Source organism: Candidatus Schekmanbacteria bacterium, from assembly GCA_003695725.1.
Classification (GTDB): domain Bacteria; phylum Schekmanbacteria; class GWA2-38-11; order GWA2-38-11; family J061; genus J061.
The window spans coordinates 1-4,230 of record RFHX01000200.1 but is presented as its reverse complement, the minus strand read 5'-3'; the positions used below and the strand labels follow the sequence as shown (position 1 = coordinate 4,230).

The 4,230-nt window shown below is 35.0% G+C and carries 4 protein-coding genes; all 4 read right to left on the bottom strand.

Annotation, left to right across the window (positions count from 1 at the left end):
* Positions 1-1,047: radical SAM protein (locus D6734_07900; GenBank protein RMF94391.1), on the bottom strand; the 1,047-nt coding region annotated here is incomplete at its 3' end.
* On the bottom strand, positions 1,028-2,203 hold the full coding sequence (locus D6734_07895; GenBank protein RMF94390.1) for a glycosyltransferase: 1,176 nt from the start codon (positions 2,201-2,203) through the stop codon (positions 1,028-1,030). The genes D6734_07895 and D6734_07900, both read right to left, overlap by 20 nt.
* Positions 2,187-4,025: an asparagine synthase (glutamine-hydrolyzing) gene (asnB, locus tag D6734_07890; protein RMF94389.1), complete on the bottom strand. Its 1,839-nt coding sequence runs from the start codon at positions 4,023-4,025 to the stop codon at positions 2,187-2,189. Before asnB ends, D6734_07895 begins: the two co-directional genes overlap by 17 nt.
* 10 nt (positions 4,026-4,035) lie before the next feature.
* Positions 4,036-4,230, bottom strand: a 195-nt coding sequence (locus D6734_07885; GenBank protein ID RMF94388.1) for a hypothetical protein, incomplete at its 5' end; no start/stop codon positions are given.

Below are 4,230 nucleotides of genomic sequence, written 5' to 3'. Positions count from 1 at the left end.
CCTTTCATCTTTAATATTGCCCATAGTAATATTCATTGAGCATGGATAGACATCACCATATGGATTTACACGGACAGCATACCAAGGATAAAAACATTTATATGCATAAGCAAAGGAATCATCGCTGAATCTTTTAGGAATTTCATCTCCTTTTAAGGGGGGAGAAAACCTAACAGGGATTTTTTTCTTTTCAGATATTTCATAAATTTTGTCTATTTCCCGTGAAAGAGCTTCAACATCCACTCGTTTCAATTCATCAGAAATATCTTGAGATTCCTCTTTAGAATGGCCCATATTATAGATTTCATTAGTTTTCCTATCCATTTCTTCAGTAGAATAAAAAAGATAGCCATAATTTACTTCTGCCTCGTATCTTTCAGCAATATCAAGTAAAGTGCTCAAATAAGGCGCATTCAAAGAAGAGATTGTGCAACAGAAAGTAATTATCGGTTTGCTTTTTCTTTGTTTTTCTTTCTCATAATTTACTCGGTCAAGAGCTTTTAATAAAAGTTTAAATGCATTAGGCTGATTCCTTATTTTGTTGTGAATCTCTTCACCTGCCTCAATAGATACCTGAAGATTATTCACTCCAAGAGAGACTAACTTTTCTGCCTTTTCATCATCAATCAGAGTGCCATTGCTCAATAGTCCAAGAGAGAAGGATTTTTTACTGCAATATGAAAGGATATCAATAATATCTTTTCTTATGAATGGTTCCCCTCCTGTTATTGTAAACTCTTTGATGCCCGCTTCTTCAGCATCATCTGCCAGTTTATATATTTCTTCTTTTTCTAACTCTTTATTGCATTTGATGGCTGTCATTATCTTTGAATCCTCTGATTCTTTTTCCTTCTGTTGCGGGCACATTGCACATCGTTGATTACATCTAAATGTTATCTCATAATGAAGTGAGATTGGTTTGAATGCCTTTCCATCCAAAAAGGCATAGGGTATCCAGTATCTTGGGACAGATTTCATTCTGTAAAGAAAGCGTGCAAAAGGCAGCAGCTTTGGTGGAATGCTTCTTTTAATTATATTTTTTAGCAACGGCAGAATTTTTCTCCTTTAAAATGTCTAAATAAATTTCTTCACTTTTCCCAACCATCTTTTCGGCTGTAAACTTTTCTAGAAAAATTTTTTTGGCATTTGTCCCTATATCCATAATTATTCTTCTATTTCTTAAAAGGTTGCAAATCTTTTCTGCTAAAGCTATGTAATCATCTGGTGGCACAAGGTATCCGTTTACTCCTTCTTCGATGGCTTCTCTATTTCCACCTACATTCGTTGCTACACTTGGACATCCTGATGCCATTGCTTCAAGCAAAGATATTGGGAATCCCTCCCAATCAGATGACAGGACAAATATATCAATCAATTTCAAGATTTGCGGTATATCTCTTCGCAACCCGCAAAAAACTACCTTATTTTCTATATTCAATCTTTTTGAAAGAGACTGCAACTCTTCCATTAGGGGGCCTTTACCTACAATGATTCCCCTAACATCATCAAATTCATTGCACACCTTTGCCATGGCTCTCAAAAAAACATCTTGCCGTTTTTGTTTTGTAAGACTTCCTATCGTGCCAACAATCAAACAGTCTTTCCCAATATTTAATTCTTTCAACAGATTTTCTTTATCTATTTCTACAGACTCAAAAGGGTCGTAATCAATTCCGTTATGGACAGTCACAAATCTATCTCTCCCAGCAAATGCCGCGCTCAAATGAGCATTTCTAACAGCATCTGAAACTGCAAAAATCTTGTCATTCAAGAAATAAAAAGACCTGTTTATGAGTGAATGAATTCTTGCTTTGAATCCTGGATAATGCACATTATGTTCCGTTTTTACAAAGCACTTTACAGAAGAATTCAACACTGCAGGAATTGTCCATGTATTTGCAACTTGGCCATGGGAATGGACTATTGAGACATTTTCCTCTTTTATAATCTTCCTTATTCTTTTAACAATCTCTAATGGGGATGAATTCCCTTCATTAGCGATGTAAACTTTTACACCCAGCTTCTCTATCTCCTTTGCAAATTCTCCTCCCTTTTTAATTCCGCAAACAATTGGAATAAAATTTTCTCTGTTATGATAGAGTGCATAATGATAGACAACTCTTTCTGCACCTCCTGCCTCAAGGGAATAAATTGTATGCAAAACTTTCAAAGGCTTTTTTATCGATTTAGAAGAAAGTGTCATACCAAATAGAAAAGTTTATCAACTGCCATAATATACTTCCATTTCTAGCGCCATTTTTTTGCTCTGAAAGAAGTTTTTCAACAGACTCTTTTTTATAAAAATCAAGTTCTCTGATTTTTTGCGACAAAATTATATCCAGATACTTTCCCAATCCCTCCTTGTCCAACAGCCAGGAATCGATAGGATTCCCAAATCCTGATTTTTTTCTATCAACAATGCTGTCTGGAAGAAAATTCCTTGCTATATTTTTTAGTATGCTCTTAGTCTCCAAGAAGTGGAGTTTCTTTTTGATTGATATTCTATTTACATTTTGAACAAGGTTATGGTCAAGGAAAGGCACTCTCAATTCCAATCCAGCAGCCATACTCATTTTGTCAGCACGATTCAAAATTGAAACAAGATATGTCTGTTGTTCATAAATGAGAAGAGACTGCAAGAAATCGCTTCCACTACAGCCATTGAATTTAAATTTATTCATACGAGCACTTAAATCTAATACTTCTTTATCACTGCAGATCGAATCAACTATTTCATTTCTTACCCATTTGCTATTGTTTACAGCCATCTCATCGGGCAATAAATGGATTGAATCACAAAGCTTCTTTATTTTTCTATTATTCATCTTATCAAGTATGAAAAAAGCAGCTTCACTCAAGAAAGACGGCAATTTCTTCAACGAAAGAACAATTTTCGGAATAAGGTATCTTGGATAACCTCCAAATGTTTCGTCTGCCCCTTCTCCAGTTAAAACAACTGTCACATAATTTTTTGCATAACGGCTCAAAAGATAAATTTGCACTGAATTAGCATGATTCAATGGTTCATCAAGAAACCAAATTATCTTTGGCAATGCTTCTGAAAATTCCCTGTTATCAACTACCACCTCATTATGGATTGTTGAATATCTTTTTGCCACCTGTCGTGCATAATTTCTTTCATCATATTTTTCTTCTCTAAAACCAATGGAATAGCTTGAAAGCTGAAAATCTGTCATCCCAGATGCTATAGCCGTAACAAGGCTTGAATCGATTCCTCCACTGCAAAAACATCCAAGAGGGACATCACTTATAAGACGTTTCTTGATAGAATCTTTGAGTTGAAAGAGTATATCTACTTCTGAAAACTCTTCTCCGTATTCGTCATCTCCTTTGCAATCCAATGTCCAATACGATTTAACTTGAATACTCTTCTCATCTATGTACATATAGTTGCCGGGCTCAAGCGATTCTATGCCCTTAAACAAAGTTTCACTGCCGGCAACATATCTAAAAAGAAGATACTCCTTCACTTTTTCCCTGTTTAGTCTACAGGAAATAGCGGGATAACTAAGAATTGATTTTATTTCAGATGCAAATAAGAAAATATTTTCATCATAATAGAAATATAAAGGTTTAATTCCCAATCTATCTCGAGCAATAAAAAGTTTTTTTTCAAGCTTATCCCATATGGCAAATGCAAACATTCCATTGAAAAATGAAAGACACTTTTCCCCTTCTTCTTCATAAAGGTGAAGAATAACTTCTGTGTCGCATTTTGATTTGAAAAGATGCCCTTTCTTCTCCAATTCAATGCGCAAATCCTTGAAATTATATATCTCGCCATTATAGACAATCCAGTATCTGCCGTCTTCATTGCACATAGGCTGATGTCCGCCTTCAATGTCAATAACACTCAAGCGGCGATGGCCCAACCCAATCTTTCCCTCTATATATTCTCCCTTACCATCAGGGCCCCGATGTGCCATCACATCCCTCATAGCACGAATATATTCTCTTTCCACATATTCGCCTTTGCGATTATAAATTCCACATATGCCGCACATTATCTTTATCCTATAATCTTCGCATTAATGCTCTTTTTATATTCTGATAAAAGAAAGCAGGACGATAACGATAAAATCTGCTCAAAAAATATATATAAGAGTCATACCTGTTTTTCTTCACAGTTGCAGTTACCTCTTTATTATAAATTTTATCTTTTTCATCTCTATTGCTAAAATCTTCATCATAAATAAGATTGCTTAATCT

Coding starts and splice junctions, on each gene's coding strand:
- asnB (RMF94389.1), bottom strand. CDS start 4,025: ATGTGCGGCATATGTGGAATTTATAATCGCAAAGGCGAATATGTGGAA.
- D6734_07895 (RMF94390.1), bottom strand. CDS start 2,203: ATGACACTTTCTTCTAAATCGATAAAAAAGCCTTTGAAAGTTTTGCAT.